The sequence below is a fragment of the Bradyrhizobium sp. Tv2a-2 genome (assembly GCF_000472425.1).
GTDB lineage: Bacteria > Pseudomonadota > Alphaproteobacteria > Rhizobiales > Xanthobacteraceae > Bradyrhizobium.
Map to the genome: position 1 here is coordinate 701767 of NZ_AXAI01000001.1, position 19450 is coordinate 721216.

At 61.8% G+C, this 19450-nt stretch carries 15 protein-coding genes; 8 read left to right on the plus strand and 7 right to left on the minus strand.

What is annotated here, in order from left to right; translation table 11 throughout:
- A complete protein-coding gene (locus A3AI_RS0103380; protein WP_024514225.1) occupies positions 1 to 936 on the minus strand; it encodes a CobW family GTP-binding protein in 936 nt (311 codons plus the stop codon).
- 3 nt (positions 937 to 939) lie between these two features.
- Positions 940 to 2430, minus strand: coding sequence for an amidohydrolase family protein (locus A3AI_RS0103385; protein ID WP_024514226.1), 1491 nt, complete (start codon positions 2428 to 2430; stop codon positions 940 to 942).
- Positions 2431 to 2831: 401 nt separating this feature from the next.
- Here A3AI_RS0103385 and A3AI_RS0103390 point away from each other — a divergent pair, with 401 nt between their 5' ends.
- Complete coding sequence (locus tag A3AI_RS0103390; RefSeq protein ID WP_024514227.1) at positions 2832 to 3056, plus strand: hypothetical protein; 225 nt, start codon at positions 2832 to 2834, stop codon at positions 3054 to 3056.
- A 498-nt stretch (positions 3057 to 3554) separates the two neighbouring features.
- Here A3AI_RS0103390 and A3AI_RS0103395 read toward each other — a convergent pair whose 3' ends face one another.
- The gene (locus tag A3AI_RS0103395; protein WP_502685722.1) at positions 3555 to 4856 is read right to left on the minus strand and encodes an MFS transporter; all 1302 of its coding nucleotides are present in this window, start codon (positions 4854 to 4856) and stop codon (positions 3555 to 3557) included.
- Between the two features lie 465 nt (positions 4857 to 5321).
- Here A3AI_RS0103395 and A3AI_RS45065 point away from each other — a divergent pair, with 465 nt between their 5' ends.
- Entirely contained in the window at positions 5322 to 7076 is a 1755-nt protein-coding gene (locus A3AI_RS45065; RefSeq protein WP_084800807.1) for a sensor histidine kinase, read from the plus strand.
- 21 nt (positions 7077 to 7097) lie between these two features.
- Here the strand turns inward: A3AI_RS45065 and A3AI_RS0103405 are convergent, their stop codons facing one another.
- The 3 genes from A3AI_RS0103405 to A3AI_RS0103415 all read right to left on the minus strand — a co-directional run bounded on the left by A3AI_RS0103405 (position 7098) and on the right by A3AI_RS0103415 (position 9841).
- Complete coding sequence (locus A3AI_RS0103405; protein ID WP_024514230.1) at positions 7098 to 7778, minus strand: invasion associated locus B family protein; 681 nt, start codon at positions 7776 to 7778, stop codon at positions 7098 to 7100.
- A gap of 32 nt (positions 7779 to 7810) precedes the next feature.
- On the minus strand, positions 7811 to 8698 hold the full coding sequence (locus A3AI_RS0103410) for a dienelactone hydrolase family protein (RefSeq protein WP_024514231.1): 888 nt from the start codon (positions 8696 to 8698) through the stop codon (positions 7811 to 7813).
- Positions 8699 to 8959: 261 nt separating this feature from the next.
- Positions 8960 to 9841, minus strand: coding sequence for a LysR family transcriptional regulator (locus A3AI_RS0103415; RefSeq protein WP_024514232.1), 882 nt, complete (start codon positions 9839 to 9841; stop codon positions 8960 to 8962).
- Positions 9842 to 9942: 101 nt separating this feature from the next.
- Here A3AI_RS0103415 and A3AI_RS0103420 point away from each other — a divergent pair, with 101 nt between their 5' ends.
- From A3AI_RS0103420 to A3AI_RS0103430, 3 genes are all read left to right on the plus strand, one after another.
- A complete protein-coding gene (locus A3AI_RS0103420; protein ID WP_024514233.1) occupies positions 9943 to 10875 on the plus strand; it encodes an AEC family transporter in 933 nt (310 codons plus the stop codon).
- A 193-nt stretch (positions 10876 to 11068) separates the two neighbouring features.
- Positions 11069 to 12454, plus strand: coding sequence for an MFS transporter (locus A3AI_RS0103425; RefSeq protein ID WP_024514234.1), 1386 nt, complete (start codon positions 11069 to 11071; stop codon positions 12452 to 12454).
- A gap of 197 nt (positions 12455 to 12651) precedes the next feature.
- On the plus strand, positions 12652 to 13851 hold the full coding sequence (locus A3AI_RS0103430; RefSeq protein WP_024514235.1) for an adenylate/guanylate cyclase domain-containing protein: 1200 nt from the start codon (positions 12652 to 12654) through the stop codon (positions 13849 to 13851).
- A 525-nt stretch (positions 13852 to 14376) separates the two neighbouring features.
- On the opposite strand, the gene A3AI_RS0103445 is transcribed toward A3AI_RS0103430, so the two are convergent.
- Positions 14377 to 15894 carry an AMP-binding protein gene (locus A3AI_RS0103445; protein ID WP_024514236.1) on the minus strand — a complete coding sequence of 506 codons (1518 nt, stop codon included), beginning with the start codon at positions 15892 to 15894 and terminating at the stop codon, positions 14377 to 14379.
- Between the two features lie 381 nt (positions 15895 to 16275).
- On the opposite strand from A3AI_RS0103445, the gene A3AI_RS0103450 reads away from it, so the two are divergent.
- Genes A3AI_RS0103450 through A3AI_RS0103460 form a run of 3 tightly spaced genes read left to right on the plus strand, consistent with a single transcriptional unit; the run spans position 16276 to position 19318 of the window.
- The gene (locus A3AI_RS0103450; protein ID WP_024514237.1) at positions 16276 to 17427 is read left to right on the plus strand and encodes an 8-amino-7-oxononanoate synthase; all 1152 of its coding nucleotides are present in this window, start codon (positions 16276 to 16278) and stop codon (positions 17425 to 17427) included.
- Positions 17424 to 18056: a dethiobiotin synthase gene (gene bioD, locus A3AI_RS0103455; protein WP_024514238.1), complete on the plus strand. Its 633-nt coding sequence runs from the start codon at positions 17424 to 17426 to the stop codon at positions 18054 to 18056. The genes A3AI_RS0103450 and bioD overlap by 4 nt, the downstream gene beginning before the upstream one ends.
- Positions 18053 to 19318: an adenosylmethionine--8-amino-7-oxononanoate transaminase gene (locus A3AI_RS0103460; protein WP_024514239.1), complete on the plus strand. Its 1266-nt coding sequence runs from the start codon at positions 18053 to 18055 to the stop codon at positions 19316 to 19318. The genes bioD and A3AI_RS0103460 overlap by 4 nt, the downstream gene beginning before the upstream one ends.
- The last annotated feature ends 132 nt before the right edge of the window (positions 19319 to 19450 follow it).

Sequence of the window (19450 nt, forward strand, 5' to 3'; positions counted from 1 at the left end):
TCACGTCGCGCCGGCCCCGACGCAGCCTTGCATGATCCCGTCGATCTCCTCGCGCGACAGCACCCCGATCTCGGCGATGAAGACCAAGCGTACCCGCGGCACACCCGCCACCGGCGCCCCACCCGGCACCAGCGTCGCCCGGCCGCCGGCGATTTGAAACACCATCAGCCGTCCCGGCTGCTCGACCGTCTCGAACAAGCCCTTCGCCCGCGCGAGCTTAGGAGCGAGACGACCGATTGCCTGCTGCAGCTTCGGCAGCGAGACCGGCCGGTCCGAGGTCCAGCTCAATGTCTCGAACCGCTCCTCCGCCGGGCGTCGCTGCCCGGGCTCGCGCGGCACGGGCACACGGTCCGGGTCCGCGGGGAACAACAACGCCGTCGGAACATCGCCATTGACGGCATCGACCACCACCGCTGCCGGGCGAATGCCGCGGATGGCCTCGCGCAGCGCTGCGCGCGCCCCCGCGTCCACCAGGTCCACCTTGCTCAACGCCACCACGTCGGCTGCGCGCAGCTGCGACTTCAGCAGCGCATCGCTGAGCCTGGCAGCCGGAAGCGTCGCGTCGACCACGCACAGCACCGTCTCCAGCGGCGCCTCGCGGAAGATCACGGGGTCCATCAGGTTGCGCACGATGTCGGCGGGATCGGCAACGCCCGAGGTTTCGATCACGATGAACTCAGGACTCGGATCGCGCCGCAGCAGCGTGGCGAGCGTGCGCAGGAGGTCACCCTCCAGCGTGCAGCAGATGCAGCCGTTGGCAAGGCTCACCACGCCGTCGCTGGCGCCCGCGATCAGCTCCGCGTCGATGTTGATCGCGCCGAAATCATTGACCACGGCGGCGATGCGCCGCCCCTCAGCGTGCGCCAGCAAATGATTCACGACCGTGGTCTTGCCCGCCCCGAGAAAGCCCGCGACCAGGAGGACCGGGACGGGCACGCCTCACGCTCCGCCGACGGGCCGGCGCACCGGCTTGCCCGGCCGCGCCGCCACGTCCATGACACCGTCAGTGATCAGCATCTCGCCGCTCACCACCAGATGCTTCACGCCCTCCGACGGGCGGTTCATCTGCGAGAACGTCGCACGGTCGGAGATGGTCTCGAAATCGAACGCCACGATGTCGGCATCCGCGCCCGGCTGCAGCCGGCCCTTGTTGCGCATCGCGGGCGTGCTGACGGATAAAATCTCCGCCGGGATCAGCGCGCATTTGCGGATGCCTTCCATCAGCGACACCGTCCGCCGCTCGCGCACCCATTCGCGGATGAAGCGGGTGAAGCAGCCTGCTGAGCGCGGATGCGAGGTGGCGTCATCCGGCAGCGGCCAGGCATCGCCGGTGTAGACCGAGCCGTTCGACAGCGTCCAGGGCATCGCGTCGGAAGCAATCGCGCCGCCGGGATACAACACCGACATGTCGAGCAGATCGCGATGATGCGCGTTGTTCTCGACATCGAGGACATGCCAAAGCACCAGCGTGGAAGGCTCCTCCGCCTGCGCCTTGAGAAGCTCCTCGCGGTCGCGGAAGCGGTAACCGTCGGTCACCCGCTGCACGGAATCATAGCCGGTGCCGTTGCGTGCCACGAATTCGGGGTCGCTGAAGAAGGCCGCCGCCAGCACGGTCGAGCCGGTGCCGTAAGGATAGGCTTCCACAGTGATCGGCAGCCCCTGCGCTTGCGCCTTTTTGATCAAGGCAGCGCAACGTTCGGTGTCGGTCTTGCTGGAAGAGTTGAAATGGCAGATGTGCATGTGCGCGCCGGTGGCGCCGGCATAGCCGATCAGGCGGATATAGGCCTCGACCGCGCTTTCGGGATCGACGCGGGACATGTAGGCGACATGGGTGAAGGTTGGCACCTCATGGGCTTTCGCAAGCTGGCACACGGCGGTGAGCTCCTGCACGCCGGCGCCCGGCGCATAGGCGTTGAGAATGCCGATGCCGATGCCGCCTTCGTTGAGCCCGATCGAGAGGCGGTCGAGGATCCCGGCCACTTCCGTATCGCTTGCGACATTGTCGATCCAGCGGCGGTCGCGCATGGCGTTGCCGAAGGCTTCCAGCGAAGATTCCGCGTTGGAGCCGGTCATGGCGCCGATGCGCGCGAAGGCCCAGTTGGCGGCGGCGCCGTAGTTGAGCACCCGCCCCCTCTCGGCCCAGCGCCGATACCAGGACGCGACCGGCAGCACGCCGGCCTCGAGGTCGAGCGTCGTGGTCACGCCGTCAAAGGCCTGCATGCGGTCGGCCGGGATCGACTGGCCGTGGGCATGCAAGTCGATGAAGCCCGGGGCAACCACGAGCCCGGTGGCGTCGATTGTCCGTTCACCGCTGCCGAGCCCGGTGCCCACCGCCGCGATCTTGCCGTCCACCACCGCCACGTCGCCAGTGGCGTCCATTCCGCTCGCGGGATCCACCACCCGGCCGCCGCTGATCACCAAGCCACCCATATTTGCCATCTCTCCGCATGCTGAATCCTAATGTCCGGCAATCCATAGAGGCAGATTTTCGTGGCCGCGACCACCTCCGCCGATGCCGACGCATCATGCGTCCTGCTTGCTGGCGGGCGAGCTTGAACCATCGGGACACTCGATACGACAATCCCGGCAACTCACGGCTGGATGCCAGCGACAAGGATTGCGCCGATCACCGGCTATCAGCAGGCGCTCAGGCTCAATCCGGATTTCAAGCAGGCGAGATGCTGCGCGAGGCGAGGATGAAGCTGTACGGCCGTGCGGGGAAGGCCAAACTGTTGCCGATATGACACTGGGAGCGGTGCACATAAACGCCGCCCTTTTTCTGCCCGCTGGGCGCCCACATGCGTTCATCTACCGGGTGCAGCTACAAAGACATGAGCGCAAATCCTCTCAACGACCCCAAACACTGGCGGAAGCGGGCCGACGCCACCCGCGTCAAGGCCGACCTCCTGGCGGACCAGGCCGCGCGACAGAAGCTGTTGCGCGTCGCGGACGAATATGAGCGTCTGGCCCTGCGCGCCGAGCAGTGGCTGACGACCCAGAAAAGCCGTCCCTCCGAGCTGTGGCTGCTCTCCGATACCGCCCGCGATCCAGGCTGAGAGAACGATCGCCTCTGTCGCCGGATTTGGCGTGATCGTCCGTTAAAGCTCTGTTCTTGACGGGCGGCGGGATATGGCGGCGGTTGATCTGACAGAAGCGGATTCAGCTAAACGAGTACAGAGACACTGCGCGCGTCATCGCGGCGGAAACGCGCAGTCGGTTGCTTGCAGACGTTCGCCGCGAAACGCTGCAGCTCCAGAGGCAACCGATCGAGCACACTTGCCCAATTTCCCGATCGACGCTGGCGGAACAGGCGCGCGGTCGGATACCACGGCGTGTCCATGCGCTCATAGAGCCATCGCCAGTCTCGCCTTGCCAGCTTCTCCGGTATGATGTGCCATCCCTGCCCATTCCGATTGGACGATCCCCATCCGTATTCAACGGGCGGGGGCCGGGTTTCCGGCGAAATAATGGGTTCGGCGACGATGCAGGCATTCTGACAATCGCCAGGATTTGGGAAAATGCGGCAGGCCAGCGTCCGCTCTCGAGGGCGGGCTTTACGCGGGTTCTCGGGAGGTGGGCCCTCCCATTGGAGGGCCAAGCAAATCATGCGCGAGCGGCGTTGCCTGCGGCGCCAGGATCTCGAAGGTTCGCTCCTGGTGTGTCGGCGGTGAGGTCGCCAAGCGACGGGCCACCGCCAGGAGAGCCAATAGCAGGCCGACGGCAGCCATAAAATAAAACACGCCGTCGATGCTGAAGCGCGCCATCAAACTTGTGCCGATCAGCGGGCCAAGGATCGAGCCCAGCCCGCTGACCAGGATGAGCTGGCCGCTCACCGCAACAACCTGATCGGCGGGCATCTGGTCGTGGGCGTTGGCGACACAGACCGGGTAAAGGGTCGACATGAAGCCGCCGAGCAGCGCAGCGGCGGGCAAGATCACCGAGCGAGAGTGCGGCAAATAAATCACCGCGATCGCGGTGGCCGCGAAGCCAAAGCTCAGCATCGACAACACGATGCGCCGGTCAAATCGATCCGACAGTCGGCCGACCGGCACCTGGAACGCGAGGCCGCCGAGCACTGCGATCAGCATGAAGGTCGCTATGGTCTCGCGTGCGATGCCTTCATCCTGCATCCACGCCGGAACAAGTGAGTAGAAACTGGCGCTGACCAGCCCGCTCGCCAAGCAGCCGGCGAGGGCGACGGGCGCCGCGCGGGACAATTCGCCGAACGGCAGCGAAGTCGACGCGGCCACGCGGGGCGGTTCGGCCCGCGTCGTGCTCACGATGACAAGAGCGACAGCGAACAGGACAGCGATCGCATTGAAGGGTTCCGCTGTTTCAATCTTGGCGTGGCCGATCAGCAGTTGTCCTAACGCAAGAGCGAGGAACGTGCCGAACATGTAGGCTGAGAAAATCCTCCCGCGCTCAATCGGCTCGGCCTTGGCGTTGAGCCAGCTCTCGGTGGCGATGAAAAGACCGGAGCAACCAAAACCGATGACCGCACGCAGGATCAGCCACGGCAGCGGCCCCGCCAGCAGCGGCATGGCCGCGGTCGCGGCGACGACCATCCCTGCGAAGGCGGCATAGGCACGGATGTGCCCAACCCGTTCGATGATCCGCTCGCAACGCACTGCGCCCAGTGTGAAACCGGCAAAATAGCTGCTTAGCACCAGGCCAGATATGGTCGGTCCAAAGCCCTCGATCGCGACACGCAAGGAGATGAAGGTGCTGAAGAAGCCGTTGGCGAGTTGAATGATACTTGTTGCGAAAATCAGGATCCCGATGTGCGCTCGCAGCGACTTCGACGGCATCAGCCTTCTCCTCTGCAACAGCTCGTGCGCATTGACCGAGTGATGCATGCCCGACGGAACCTTGATTATCGATCACAACGACAGCGACTTGAGCGTCACTGCAAAATTTGGTTGTTGAATGTCCGTTTCAGATCGACGAGCGAAGAACCCGGCGCGGGCAAACGACCCGCCCCACCCGCCCTGACAGCTGCGCCCGCGCGGTAAGCGGTCATGCCGCCGCACCACCAGCGCCGCAATGAACTCCCGCCGCCGCCTCATCTCTGCCCCTAAAAGGCGAACGCGACCGACAATACTCGTCCGAAGGTGTCTTATGGCAGAGTTGAAGGTCGCTTTCGGCCCGCCGTTCGACGACTGACTGGAGAATGTCGCCCTCGGATCAAAAGCTCCGTTTGGGCAGGGCAAAAGCCGAACCAAAAGCCAAGCCAAAAGCCAAGCCAAGAGCCAAGCCAAGAGCGGGAGCAGGCAGCACTCATCCTGTGCTAAACAGGACAGGACGGCGGGGAGGAGCAGCGGGTGCAACAGGACCTAACAACGCAGGTTCAGCACGGGCGAGCCCAAATCGACTTGACGCGGTGGGCTGGCTCGATTGGGCTCACGGTCGCGATCGGCATCGTCTATTTCGTGGCGGCGCGGCTCAGCCTTGCCCTGCTGACCCAACCCGAGGGGGTTGCCGTCTTCTGGCCCGCCGCCGGTATATCCGCTGGTGTCCTGATCGCTCTCGGGCAAAGCGCGCGATGGCCGGTCGTCATCGGCACGATGATTGCAACCATCGTCGCAAATCTTCTCGGCGACCGAAATCTCTGGGGCGCCGTTCTGTTCGCCTTGTGCAACGCAGCAGAGGCCGTGCTCGCGGCATGGCTCGTCGGGCATTTCCACGGTCCGGATTTCAGACTGAGCAAGCTATCCAACGTCGTGGGGCTGATAGCGGCAGCGGTTGCGGGAACCGCTGTCTCCGGGGTTGGCGGGGCCTTAACGTTCAAGTTGTTTCATAGCGCGACGACGCCGATATTGACGACCTGGTATCACTGGTTTGCGTCAGACGCGCTGGGAATCATCACCGTAGCGCCACTCCTGATAGAGCTTGCCTCGGCTGCGCGTGACCGGCCTCCGGTGAGCGAGCTTGTCGAAGGTAGCCTGGCTGTCGCGGCGCTGGCCGTGGTGAGTGCGATCGCCATTTTTCTCGAATCGGAGCTTCTGGCGAATGTCGGGCCGGTCGCCGTGCTGTTGGCACCGCTGCTTTGGCTTGCCGCGCGCTGCCGGCCGGTTTTTGCTGCGGCAGCGGCGCTCATCATTAGCCTTTCGATCGTTTGGACGACCACCTTCGGTATCGGCTATTTCGGTAATCCGGATATTCCCATGACCGAGCGCGTGCTGGCGGCGCAGGTGAGCATTTTGCTTGTAACGGTCGCCGCCTCGGTTCTCGCCGCGCTGTTTGCGGAAATCCGGGACAAAAGGAAGTTGGCCGAAGCTGCCCTGCACGCCAGCGAAACACAACGGTATCTCATCGAAACCGAGAGGCTTGCCGCACTCGGCCGTCTCGTCGCAGGGGTAGCGCACGAGCTCAATAGCCCGGTCGGTATCAGCCTGACGGTGGCCTCGACGCTTGCGCGCCGTTGCGCGAACTTTGCTGACCAAATCCTCTCCGGCCCGGTGCGGCGTTCCCGGCTTGCCGAGTTTACCAACGGTTGTGGCGACGCCGCAAACCAGCTCGTTACGAATCTCCAGCGAGCGGCTGAACTGATTCAGTCATTCAAGCAAGTCTCGGCGGATCGCAGCCATGCTGGCCGGCGCACCTTTGATCTCAAATTTGCGACGGAGCAGATCGTCGCCAGTGTACGGCCGGGACTGCCGAAGGATCGGAATTCGGTTGCGCTCGAGATACCCTTCGACATCGTCCTGGACAGTTACCCGGGTGCTTACGGGCAGGTGCTGACCAACCTGATCTTCAACGCCATCACCCACGGCTTCGCCGACGGGCCCCCGGGCCATGTGTTGATCAAGGCACGTCGCCTCGGCCTGGAGCAGGTAGAGATCACCTTCTCGGATGACGGTGTCGGCATTCCGGAAGATATTCAACGTCACGTCTTTGATCCTTTCTTCACGACCAGACGCGCGCTCGGCAGTACCGGCCTCGGACTCTACATCGTCCATAACCTGGTGACGGATCAACTCGGTGGTCGCATCACGCTCGTCTCTGCGCCGGGAAAGGGCACGACCATTTGCATGACCCTTCCGCTGCTTGCCCCGGGCACCCAGTTGCCGACGTAGCCCGTGCTCGAATTCGCAAAGCTATTTTCCGTTGCCTTCGCCCGCGGGCCGTTCCCAATCTTTTTCGAGCTTCTGCTCATAGATTTGAGCAGCAAGGCCTTGCCGAGCTTTTGCAAAGTTGTCGAGGGACAGGGAAGCGATGACGGTAACGACATTGGAATTGACGGCTTCCAGAGAAAGCATCCTGCCGGCTTCAAGTTCGTGCAGGAAATTCTGCTCGGGAACAGTTGCCGCCACACATCCATTTGCCAGGCAAATCGTGTAAGGAACGAGCATCGGGCTACCCTTGTCCACGGTAAGCCTGATACCCGGCTGCAGAAAATTTCCTGTCGGGACGAAGATCTGCAATCGTGCGACGGACGCATCTTCGCGTTCGATAAGATCAACCCTGAGCATTATTTGGCCCAGGTCGGACCTGCCTTCAATGGATGTGCGGCAGACCATTTTCGTGTCGGCACCCTGCGCGCCCCGGAAGCACAGTTTCCTCCAGGCCGAATAGGTGAGGCTGGGAAGTTTCTGCTGTCCTCGCGCGGCGATATCGGCCTCGGAAAAATCGGCCGCTGCGGGCACGTCGCCGAACGGGACGACTTGTTGGCTACTGGCAACCGTCGTGGCCATCGACATCCCCAGCGCGATGAAGGCAGCGGCGACCAGACGCGTTGCTTTGGAACTGTTGATTGATCGGACGGTTTGGAGACTCATTGCAAACCCCTCCTACAAACAGACAGATGCTTCTATCGATGGTTTTTCAGAAATTCGGATACCAGGGGAGCCCATAGGTGTACGGCATCGGCCGAATCGATCATGAAGTGGCCGTCTTCTCCGAAATCCGGCAAGAGTTGATATTCGACGTTACCGCCTGCGGCCTGAAAAGCCGTCCTCAATCGCTTCGTAAGCTCGGGCCCGAAGTAGCTGTCGTTATGCGAATAAATCCATAGCATCGGTATTCTGGCCGTTCGTCCGAACTGCGCCGCTGCTTCGACAAGATTGTCCGGGGCGCAATTGTTGTTGGGCTTTCCGTTGAAGTGGCCGCCGCGCCCGGCCGCAAAGCCAACAATGGCACGCACTGCGGCCGGATTCTGGCTGGCAAGCGCGATCGCACCCCAGCCGCCGCCGGATTGACCGACGACAACCACTTCATCCCGTTTGATGAATGGCTGGACCGACATGTATTCGATCACCCACCTGTCGATCGAGGCAATCGCCAGTCCGGCATCTCGAAAGTTGGCGTCCGAACAATCGCCGACACCTGAGAAAAAGAGTCCGAATAGGCCTCGCTCGGGGATTTCGATCGCGGTGGCGCCATATCCTGGACGCACGGGCGCGACGACGACGTAGCCCTGCCTGGCAAACCAGATCGCCGCATCGCGAAACTCGATTACGGGAAAGAAGCTTCTTTCCTTCGCATCAAGGGAAACTCCGTGGTTTATCACCAGAAGCGGAAATGGCCCGTCGCCAACGGGACGGATCACGTACGCCAACATTGGAACGACTGAAGGAATTGCCCAGATCTCTTCGCGGAGCTTTTCCGCATCGGTATTTTGCGCGGTTTCACCGGCTGCGGCGAAGGCATTTGACAACAGGGGCAGAACCAGGGCGATCAGTCGTATCAGGCGCATCATGAACCCCTCCCCTTTTGCCCGTTCAACAGCACCCCGACCATAAAGAGCGATGGGCTCATCCACTATGCGAACTCGGCAGAAAGGTGGGCCCGAGCACCAGATCGGGAACGCAAAGAGGCGGCGTCGGCTACGGGTCGCCGTCACTTCGCTGATGAGACACCAACCGCGCGCTTTCCTTCGCGAAGAGTCCCGGTCCCCGCGTCGGACATCAGATTGGCGAAGGCCGTCGGCTCGAAGTCGGCCTGCCCTGATCAAAGGGTCTTAAGTCAGCTCCGCACATACGGACAGGAAGCCCTGAATGCAGGGATTCGTATTCATCGACTGCCATACGAGGAGCTGATCGACCATCGGCGGATTGTCGACGGTCTTGAAGACGGCGCCTTTGACCTGGGCCTTCTGCATCGAGCCGGGAACGAAGGCCACGCCGAGCCCCGCCGCCACAAGGTTCACGATTGTCTGCTGGAGATAAACCTCCAGGCCGATCTTCGGCGTGAAGCCTGCTGACTGGCACCGCTGGACGACGCCGTCGTGCAGGGATGGCGCCTGGTCTCTTGGAACGATCAGGAAACTCTCGGTCGACAGCGTTCGCACCTTCAGCCGGCGAACCCGCGAGAGCTTGTGATTGAACGGAAGCACGACGCTCATGGGCTCGCGCAACAGCGGCCGTGACATGGTGTCCGGCCCGTCGAGACCAGGGAAACTGATTCCGAGATCAATCTCGCCCTCCCGCAATGCGCGTTCGAGGACAACCGGCATCATTTCACGGACGCGGAATTCCACGTTCGGAAATGCCACCTTGTAGCGCCGCGTCAGGGCCGGCACGACGCTGTAGGCGGCACACATCGTGAAGCCCAGGCTGAGCTGACCAGTCTCTCCGCGGCGCGCGGCCACCACGTTGCGCTGTGCAAGCGCCGCGAGGCGAAGGACTTCCCTGGCATCGATGAGCAGCTGCCTGCCGGCGGCAGTGAGCGTCACGCCCTTCGGACCACGCTCAAACAGCTTGGTTCCCAGTTCCGTCTCCAAACCGGCGATCTGCCGCGACAGCGGCGGTTGCGTCATGTGCAGACGTTCGGCTGCTCGCCCGAAATTGCCGGCGTCCGCAAGCTCGCAGAAGTAACGGAGCTGGTTGAGGGTCATGGGCATACCGAAAAGGTATCATAATTGACAAATTCAGTATTAGAATTGCATCGCATGGTCGGCTAGGCAAGCCCCCTCCTGCAAGCCCCTCCTGGAGGAGTTTCGCCATGCTGACCGCCATCCTGACCGTCATCCCGATCTTTGCGGTGATCATCGCCGGGTTTACCTGCGGCAGGTTCGCCCTGCTCGGCCCAAGCGCGAGCGTCGAGCTCAACCGGTTCGTCGTTTATCTTGCGTTGCCGGCTCTTCTGTTCGAAGTGCTGGTCAATGCTGATTGGCGGACCCTGTTCCAGCCTGGCTTCACCATCGCTTTCGCCGTCGGAGCCTTTGGGATTTTCGGCCTGACGCTCGCCGTGCGGATCAAGCGGGGACATTCTCTCTCGGACGCCGCAATCGATGGTCTGAACGCCGGCTATGCGAACGCGGGCTACATCGGAATTCCCCTTTGCGAGACCGTGTTTGGACGAGAAATTCTTCCTCTCGCCACCATCGCAGTCCTTCTCACCGTTTGCGTCCTGTTTGCTGTCGCGTTGATCGTCATCGAAATCGGACGCCAGAACGAGGCCCAGCCGCATCATCTCGCGCTGAAGGTGGCGGGGTCGCTGGCACGCAATCCACTGCTGATCGCACCGGTGTTGGGCTTTGCTTGGTCGTCGACCGGCCTGCCATTGCCGATGGCACTAAAGACGTTCGTTCACATGCTGGCCGGAAGCGCGACCCCGTGTGCACTGGTGTCGCTGGGCCTGTTTCTTTCGGCAAGGAAGACGGCGGGAAGCCGGCCAAGCCGGGCGGCCTTCGTCTTCACCGGGCTGAAATTGCTCGGCCAACCCGCGCTCACTGCAGCCGCGGCCCTTCTGTTCCGGCTCTCGCCGGGCGTAGCGGGCATGGCCGTGCTGATGGCAGCGCTTCCGACGGGCACCGGGCCGTTCATGCTCGCTGAGTATTACGATCGTGAGGCGGCCATCACATCGCACACGATTCTGCTCTCGACGGCTGCATCCGTCGTGAGCCTGGCCGCCTGGATCCTTTTGATCAAATAGCAGGAATAAACCGAGCGCATCGCGGCTGTCAGCATCGAACGCCGCGAGTGCACCCGGGAGATCGGCGGACTTGCCCAAAAGCACGAGGCGAACGTGACGTTCGCTACGCCTGTAACGTTTTCGTCTGCCGGCGAAATCGCTCTGTAGTGCGGCTCCGGCTACGCCACCGTTCTCGTTTTGAGAGAGCAGTGAAATGACATCCATGGACATCGGCAACTCGCAAAACGAGTCCTCCGAATTCGGGCTCCCTGTCTCCAACCATCCATTGACGGCGGGCGACTATAAGACTCTTGCCTTGGCCGCGCTCGGCGGGGCATTGGAATTCTACGACTTTGTCATTTTCGTTTTCTTTGCCCAGGCGCTGGGGCAGTTGTTCTTTCCACCGGAGATCCCGGATTGGCTGCGCCAGTTCCAGACCTTTGGCGTCTTTGCGGTCGGCTACTTTGTCCGTCCGTTGGGCGGCATTTTTATCGCCCATTTTGGCGATCTGCTCGGCCGCAAGCGGATGTTCACCGTCAGCATCCTGATGATGGCCGCCGCCACACTCGGAATGGGGTTGCTGCCGGCTTATTCCGAGATTGGCGCATGGGCTCCGTTCGCGCTGATCCTGCTGCGCATCGTGCAGGGCGCAGCCGTGGGCGGCGAAGTGCCCGGCGCCTGGGTCTTCGTGTCCGAACACGCTCCGGCAAACCGCATCGGCTTTGCCTGCGGCACCCTGACGGCCGGGCTTACCGCCGGCATCCTGCTCGGGTCCACGGTCGCCACGACGCTCAACAGCTATTTTACCCCGGCCGAGATTTCGACCTGGGCCTGGCGGCTGCCCTTCGTGTTAGGCGGCATAGTCGGTTTGTGTTCGGTCTATTTGCGCCAGCTGCTCGAGGAGACTCCGATCTTCAAGGAGATGCAGGCGCGGAAGGCACTGGCCGCCGAGCTGCCGCTGAAGGCTGTGATACGCGATCATGGCCGCGCGGTGATCGTGTCGATGTTGCTGACCTGGCTGCTTTCGGCAGCGATCGTGGTCATCATCCTGATGACGCCGTCATTGCTGCAAAAAATGCAGGGCGTGCCAATGGCCACGGCACTGCGGGCGAACAACGTCGCCACCTTGGGCTTGACCATCGGTTGCATCATCGCCGGCGCGATCATCGACCGGTTGGGCGCCGGGCGTTTCTTTGCCTTCGGTAGCCTTCTGCTCGGCGTCAGCACTTGGCTGTTCTATACCAAGGGTGCCACCGAGCCTTCCCTTCTGCTGCCGCTCTATGCGCTGACCGGACTGCTCGTCGGCATCGTCGGCGGCGTCCCCTACGTCATGGTCCGCGCCTTCCCCGCAGCGATCCGCTTCACCGGTCTGTCCTTCTCCTACAACGTCTCCTATGCGATCTTTGGCGGACTGACACCCATGTTCGTCTCCTTGTTGGTGCCCTGGGCGCCTCTGGCGCATCTTTATTACTTGCTTGCGCTGTGCGCCCTTGGCTGTGCGGTGGGGCTTGCAATGTGGCGCGGCGAGCAGCGTGAGAGCAAGGCGTCGCTGTTCGCGCGCTTGAAGGATTTGCTGCACATCTCTCCCATCTCCCCCTAGCGAACCGTGCGACCGTGAGGCCCCAACAGATATTGCAGGGGCCGATCGTCGGCAGCCGCAGCTCTGCCTGTCGATCTGACGGTGATGCCCGACCACCTGCTCCTTCGTCATGTTGCTGGTCGGGGCGTTGACGCCGTCGCGCGGGAACACGACATATCCTGTACCGCGGGTTCCAGGTCAGCGCTCAGGAGCAAGATATGAACGTGCCGCCACGCACCGATTCCGCCACCCCATGGTCCGATAGCGACGTTTCGCACTGGCTGGCAAACGACACGCGCGATCAGCGCTTCATTGACAACATTTTCGCCGAGCTGTGTGTCCGGCTCCAGAGAGCCGGCATTCCGGTCAAGCGGGCAACGCTTCATGTCCTGATCTACCACCCGCAATGGCTCGGCGCCCGGATCGCGTGGGCCGACGGCATGCGTGAGGCAGAGATCATGCGGTTCGATTACGATGTCAGGGGGCGATCCGAATACATCGGCAGTCCTGCCAACGAAATCCAGGACGGAGCTACCGAGCTGCGCGAGAATCTCGAACGGGATCGGTCACTGGGGCGCAAGCACGCCGTCTACGACGAGATGCGCGCGCAAGGCTTGACCGACTATGTGGCGTGGCCGCTCTACCATACGCTCGGCAAGCGGCATATCGTGACCTTTGCAACTGACCGTCCCGGCGGTTTCGACGACGGGCATATCGCCGGCCTGCTAAAGCTGTTGCCGGTTCTGGCGCTGGTCAGCGAAATCCGCATCAAGAACCGGCTGGCGCGAACCTTGCTCGAAACCTATGTCGGGTCCCACGCCGGCGAGCTTATTCTGGCCGGCGCCACCAGGCGCGGAAACGGGACGACGGTACGCGCCGCGATCATGATCTGCGATCTGCGCGATTTCACCCGGATCTCCGATAACTGGCCGCGCGATGACGTCATCGATCTTCTGAACGACTATTTCGATGCGATATCGGAGCCGATCACCCGACATGGCGGCGAAATCCTGAAATTCATGGGAGACGGCCTGCTCGCTATCTTCCCGCTCAGCCAGCCCGCCGCCTGCGCAAACCTGCTGCATGCCGTGGCGGAAGCCCGTCAGGCCATGGCTGCCCTGAACGAAAGGAACAACGAGATCGGCCGTGCGCCGATGAATTATGGTATCGGCCTCCACGTCGGAGACGTCATGTACGGCAATATCGGCTCCCAGACCCGGCTCGACTTCACCGTGATCGGTCCTGCGGTCAACATGGCTTCGCGTCTCGAGGCCCTCACCAAACAATTGGGAAAGACAGTGCTGTTGTCCCGTGCGTTCGCCGACTTTGTCGAACGCGACTTCGATCTCGAACGCGTCGGCGAATATCCGGTGCGCGGCTTCAGCGACCCTATCGAGCTGTTTGCGTATCACGGCTGAAACAACCGTTCATCCAGCCGTCTTGCCCTGCGATTCCGTGCTATGCTGAGATATGGACGGTCAACCGGAGCCCTCGTTGCAACGGACGCAGTTCAAGATCGACATCCAGCCGGATGAGCCGGACATGGCGGCAAATTGACGAGCTGCAATCGGCTCGCGTTCCTTACGCGAATTTAAGCTGTCGGATCCAGCCCGGCGTCCTATATGCATGATGAGAGGAACGCTCAAGGGTCTTACCAACCCAATGAGTGAAGGAAGATCGTCAATGTTAGTCGAAGGCGCTGCGTTCGCGGTAGGTCTGATGATGGTTTTGGTTCCCACATACCTCATGTTCGCCGAACACGTCAGAGAAGCGAAGCGCTCACAATAAAGTCTCTGCAAATATAGCCGCGGCCCGCGGCTGCGAGGCGCCGGGCGGGCACCACTGCACGTGGTGACCCGCGCCAAGTGCGAGTAACGAACGAGCTGAGATAGCGCGAGGCGTTCCGCTGAACGCGGATTTGCGAGTCCGCCGTTTCCGGGAGATCAGCCCGCCCTCGCGCGATGCCGCGCCGGAAAAATCCGGAACGCGCGGTTTGCCTTCAGCCACGCCGCGCGTTCATCGCGCAGGAGCGTGCGTCGGACTTTTCCTGAATCGTCGCGCAAGCCAATGGCGACGGTCTCGAAGCTTTCCGGATGCTTGTAGCGGCTGAGGCGATCGGCGAGGAAATCGCCCATGCCATCGGCGACGGCCTGGACATCGCCACTGTCGCCAAGTTCGAGAATGGCATGCACGCGTTGCCCAAATTCCGCATCTGGCAGGCCGACGACGACGCAGGAGCGCACATTCGGATGCGCACTGACGGCAGCCTCGACTTCCGCCGGATAGATATTGGCGCCGCCACGCAGGATCATGTCGGCCAGCCGATCGCCGAGATAGAGGTAACCGTCCGAATCGAGCCGGCCAATATCGCCCAGCGATTCCCAGCCGTCCGCGCGCCGCTTCGGCTCGGCACCGAGATAGTGATAGGTGCTGCCGGCACCGTCGTTGGGCAGGAAATAGATCTCGCCGGTCTCGCCGGGAGCGACATCGTTGCCGTCCTCGCCGATGATCCGCAGACGCGCAGTGTCGCCGATCTTGCCGACCGAGCCCTTATGCGCGAGCCATTCGACGCCGGAAATGATGGTCGAGCCCTGCCGCTCGGTGCCACCATAGAGCTCGAAGATGCGCTCGGGGCCGAGCCAGGCGATCCAGTTTTCCTTCAGCCACGGCGGCATCGGTGCAGCCATGTGGAATACGATCTTCAGGCTCGACAGGTCGCAGGCGTCGCGCACGTCGGCCGGTAGCGCCCAGATACGATGCATCATGGTGGGTACGAAATTCACCCACTGCACGTGATCGCGCGCCATCAAGCGCAGTGCTTCCTCGGCATCGAACTTCACCATGCCCGTGATCCGTCCGCCCCCGAACAGCGCCAGATGGGTCACGATGAACGGAGCGTTGTGATAGAGCGGACCGGGGTTGAGCAGCGTGGTGCCCGGCGCGATGCCGAGCGGCTGCTCCACCGCGGTGTCGGTCACGGCCGGCTGATGATCGAGGATGACCTTGGGACGTCCGGTCGAGCCGCCGCTGGTCATTGCTTTCCAGTAACGCGGCACCGGGTTGTCAAGCGGCTCGTCGGAAAAGCCCTCGGGCCGGAAGCCGGCCGGCAGCGCGTTACCGGCGTTCCAATCGGCTTCGCCACCAACCACCAGCGATGGCTTGAGAATGTCCAGCACCGCCACAGCCTCGCCGCGCGGCAGCCGCCAGGACAGCGAGGTCGGCGTCGCCCCGCATTTCCACACCGCAAAGGTGGTTTCGAAAAACTCGTTGCCATTGGGCAGCCCGATGGCGACGAAATCGCCGGGCTTGACGCCCTTGGCGGCAAAGGCACGGGCGCGCCGGTTGGCATTGCGTTCAAGCTGTCGCCAGGTCAGCGTCTCCCGACCGTGGCTGATCGCGATCGTATCCTCCGGTCTGCGTTCGGCATACCAGCGTGGCACATCGGCAATCGGGATCAGCATGTCGGCGTTTCCATGATGGGCGCATCGAGGCGCTCTTGTGCATGGCAGTTTGCCACTCGGCGCTCACTTCACCAATAGCGAAGATGCAGGGTCCAGAGGCCGCGCTCCCGCATCGTGGCAATTGAGGTTTAAAAGAGACGTGCGCGCGTCGAGCTCGCCAAAATCCCGAAGCTGCCCTTCCCTTGAGGACTTGTGATCGCCGCGAAGAACAGAGATGCTTGCGTTTCCTGGCGAAGCGAGGCAATCCAACCGCGTGAACTACCAACGCGTACGCAGATTGCCAGACACGGCGGCCTTCTTCGTCCGGAGGACGGTAGCGGCCGCCACAGCGAATTCGGCGGTTGGTCGATTTATCGCTCACGGCCTTCTGGACCAAGGATGATGCCCCCTCACCATCCGGACAAGTCTGCTCGCTATCTTTCCGCATTGCAGGCCCTGAAAGATGAAGATCGCCTGCGTTGCCTTCAGCCTCGTGTCGGTCTGGACTTTGCATCCAACGACTACCTTGCCCTCGCGAGCGCGCCGCGAATGAAGAACGCCGTTTTGGCTGCACTCGACCTGGGAACACCGGTCGGAGCCGGCGGGTCACGGCTTCTGCGCGGCAATTGCGAGGAGCATGAACGTCTGGAAGCCGAGGCCGCAGGTTTCTTCGGCGCCGAGAGCGCGCTGTTTTTAGGCAGTGGATATGCAGCGAATTTCGCGGTCCTGACGACCCTGCCGCAGCGAGGCGACCTGCTCGTTCTCGACTCCCTGGTGCACGCGAGCATTCATGAAGGTGCACGGGCCGGACGCGCTGAATTTCGCGTCAGCGCTCACAATGATCCTCAGTCCGTCGATAATACGATCCGCGACTGGCGTGCCCAAGGCGGAACCGGCCGCGTCTGGATAGTGCTCGAAAGTCTCTACAGCATGGATGGCGATTTCGCTCCGCTCGAAGAACTCGTTGCGATCGCCGACCGGTACGATGCATTCCTGATAGTAGACGAAGCTCACGCCACGGGAGTCTATGGCGAGCATGGACGCGGACTGACCGCTCCCTTTGAGGGACGTGAAAATCTGCTCGTCGTCCACACCTGCGGCAAGGCCCTCGGCGCTGCCGGCGCACTCGTAACCGCGTCGGCGGTGCTGCGCGACTTCATGGTCAATCGCTGCCGCCCTTTCATTTTCACGACAGCGCCCTCGCCTTTGATGGCGGTGGCGGTCAGCGAAGCGCTGGTAATCCTCCGCGAGGAGCCCGACCGGCGCGAGCGTCTGATCAATCTGATCGCGTTCGCGAACCGGGAGATCTCCCGACGCGGCTGGCGGCCATCGGCCTCGCAGATTATTCCATACATCGTTGGCGACAATGCGCGCACGATGGGGCTTGCTTCGGCGCTGCAGGCTCGCGGGTTTGACGTCCGCGGAATACGACCACCGACCGTACCGGCGGGAACTGCACGGTTACGAATTTCCCTGACACTGAATGTTTCGGAGGATGACGTGCGTGCCTTGCTTGACGCGCTGGCAGAAGAGACAGCGTGTGAGCCTCAATGAACCGGCGAATAGTGGTAACCGGCACCGATACCGGGATCGGAAAGACGGTCTTTTCCGCGGGGCTGGCCGGCTTCCTTGGCGCGAGCTATTGGAAGCCGGTCCAGGCAGGGCTGGACGGCGAAACTGATTCGCAAATTGTCGCACGACTCGGTGGGCTTTCCAGCGATCGCATCATAGCGGAGCGATATCGTCTGAGAACGCCCGCCTCGCCACATTATGCTGCGGAACGCGACGGAGTAGTCATCGACGGGCACGCGCTAAATGTTCCTGATGTCGGCGATCGCCCGCTTGTGATCGAAGGCGCAGGCGGGCTAATGGTCCCGCTCAACTCAAGCACGCTATTCATTGACGTTTTTGCGCGCTGGCGGCTCCCCGTTGTGCTCTGCGCGCGCACCGCGCTCGGGACCATCAACCATTCGCTGCTATCGATAGAAGCCCTCAGAAACCGCAATATCGACATCTTCGGCGTTGCCTTCATTGGCGACGACAATTTGCAGAGCGAGAACACGATCTGCAGGATTGGACGGGTCCGCGGCCTTGGCCGTTTGCCCCGACTGGCTCCCCTCACGATGAGCACGCTACAGCCCGCTTTCAGCGCTTCATTCCGGCGGGATTATTTTCAGCCGTGACATCACAATGGAATTCTCCGATCTGGCATCCGTTCACGCAACACGCGCTGCAACCCAATATGACGAAGATCAGGCGTGGCGACGGCGCATATCTCTATGACGAGGATGGTCGACGGATTATTGATGCAATTTCCTCCTGGTGGGTTGTTACCCACGGTCATTGCCATCCCAATATCGTTAGCGCCATTCAAAAACAGGCGGAACAGCTCAACCAGATTATCTTTGCCGGCTACACGCACGAGCCGGCCGAACAGCTGGCTAGATTGCTTCTGAAATTTGCGCCTCGAACCCTCCATTACGTCTTCTTCTCCGATAGCGGCTCGACCAGTGTCGAGGTCGCGCTCAAAATGGCGCTCGGCTACTGGCACAATATCGGCGAGCCGCGGTCGCGCATTGTCGTGATGCAACATTCCTATCACGGAGACACGGTGGGAACGATGTCGGTCGGCGCGCGAGGGGTCTTCAATTCGGCATACGAACCTCTGCTATTTGATGTCACTGCGGTGCCGTTTCCGGAGCACGATCACGAGCAGGCGACGTTCGATGCCATTGAAGTTGCATGCCGCAACGAAAATCCGGCAGCCTTTATCGTGGAGCCGTTGATTCTGGGTGCGGGCGGGATGCTGATGTACCCCGCCTGGGTTCTGAAAGAGATGAAGCGTATCTGTGAGGCATACAATGTCCTGTTCATTGCAGACGAGGTCATGACGGGCTGGGGCCGCACGGGAACATTGTTCGCATGTGAGCAAGCGGATGTTCTGCCGGATATCGCCTGCTATTCCAAAGGTCTCACCGGCGGATCGCTTCCGCTGGCGGCAACGCTCTGCAACTCCGATATTTTTGACGCACACTATTCGAGCGATCGCACGCGCACATTTTTTCATTCGAGTTCGTATACGGCCAATCCGATCGCATGCGCCGCCGCGAAAGCGAACCTGGACCTTTGGCAAGATCACGCCGTTCGAAAGCGTCTCGCTTCCGTGGCGCAGATGCAGGAAAACGCAATTGAGACATTTCGTGCCGACACGCGCTTCAGAAATGTCCGCCGGATCGGCACCATCACGGCACTTGATATGGAAGTAGCCGACAGTGGTTACCTTGCCGGTGTCGGTCCGAAGCTTCAGGCTTTTTTTAGCGATCGAAATCTTTTGCTGCGTCCACTGGGCAATACGATCTACGTGATGCCACCGTATTGCGTCACAGCGGCTGACCTCAATGAGATCTACGTCAGCATCAGCGATGCCGCCGATGCGTTGACCTGAAAAAGAGCCTTTTCGTCAGAATCCAAGTGCACGGCCACAGCGGTCGGTCAGGCTCGTAGGGCAATCCGGCCAACAGCCAATCGGCGCCAGCGCGCACGCGACCGGACCCGCCATCGAAGCGTCGGTCGCAGA

Coding starts and splice junctions, on each gene's coding strand:
- bioD (WP_024514238.1), top strand. CDS start 17,424: ATGAACCGGCGAATAGTGGTAACCGGCACCGATACCGGGATCGGAAAG.
- A3AI_RS0103410 (WP_024514231.1), bottom strand. CDS start 8,698: ATGATGCGCCTGATACGACTGATCGCCCTGGTTCTGCCCCTGTTGTCA.
- A3AI_RS0103425 (WP_024514234.1), top strand. CDS start 11,069: ATGACATCCATGGACATCGGCAACTCGCAAAACGAGTCCTCCGAATTC.
- A3AI_RS0103420 (WP_024514233.1), top strand. CDS start 9,943: ATGCTGACCGCCATCCTGACCGTCATCCCGATCTTTGCGGTGATCATC.
- A3AI_RS0103390 (WP_024514227.1), top strand. CDS start 2,832: ATGAGCGCAAATCCTCTCAACGACCCCAAACACTGGCGGAAGCGGGCC.
- A3AI_RS0103415 (WP_024514232.1), bottom strand. CDS start 9,841: ATGCCCATGACCCTCAACCAGCTCCGTTACTTCTGCGAGCTTGCGGAC.
- A3AI_RS0103450 (WP_024514237.1), top strand. CDS start 16,276: ATGCCCCCTCACCATCCGGACAAGTCTGCTCGCTATCTTTCCGCATTG.
- A3AI_RS0103385 (WP_024514226.1), bottom strand. CDS start 2,430: ATGGGTGGCTTGGTGATCAGCGGCGGCCGGGTGGTGGATCCCGCGAGC.
- A3AI_RS0103445 (WP_024514236.1), bottom strand. CDS start 15,894: ATGCTGATCCCGATTGCCGATGTGCCACGCTGGTATGCCGAACGCAGA.
- A3AI_RS0103395 (WP_502685722.1), bottom strand. CDS start 4,856: ATGCATCACTCGGTCAATGCGCACGAGCTGTTGCAGAGGAGAAGGCTG.
- A3AI_RS0103405 (WP_024514230.1), bottom strand. CDS start 7,778: ATGAGTCTCCAAACCGTCCGATCAATCAACAGTTCCAAAGCAACGCGT.
- A3AI_RS0103430 (WP_024514235.1), top strand. CDS start 12,652: ATGAACGTGCCGCCACGCACCGATTCCGCCACCCCATGGTCCGATAGC.